Origin of the sequence: Brevibacterium sp. SIMBA_078 (assembly GCF_046534565.1) — a bacterium.
Classification (GTDB): domain Bacteria; phylum Actinomycetota; class Actinomycetes; order Actinomycetales; family Brevibacteriaceae; genus Brevibacterium.
Map to the genome: position 1 here is coordinate 1 of NZ_JAWRYQ010000623.1, position 233 is coordinate 233.

At 37.8% G+C, this 233-nt stretch carries 1 protein-coding gene; it reads left to right on the forward strand.

From position 1 onward, the window contains the following. Positions 1-233, forward strand: a 233-nt coding sequence (locus SB749_RS21020; protein WP_410712028.1) for a hypothetical protein, incomplete at both ends; no start/stop codon positions are given.

Genomic DNA, 233 nt, shown 5'->3' on the forward strand with positions numbered 1-233 from the left:
CTTTGCAAGAAGACAGTCGATTGACGAATTTGAACCACAAGCTACATTTGATGTAGAGATGTTTGTAGAGAATGTTGCACAAGAAAGAGCAAATGGTGAAGAAACAGGTAGAGCAGTATTAAATGGACATATCCCACTATATGGTGGCAAGGTTATTCCATTTTCGTTTGTTGTAACTGAAGAAGGTTCTGAATATGTAGCTGACAACTACGAGAAGCATTCTACAGTAAATG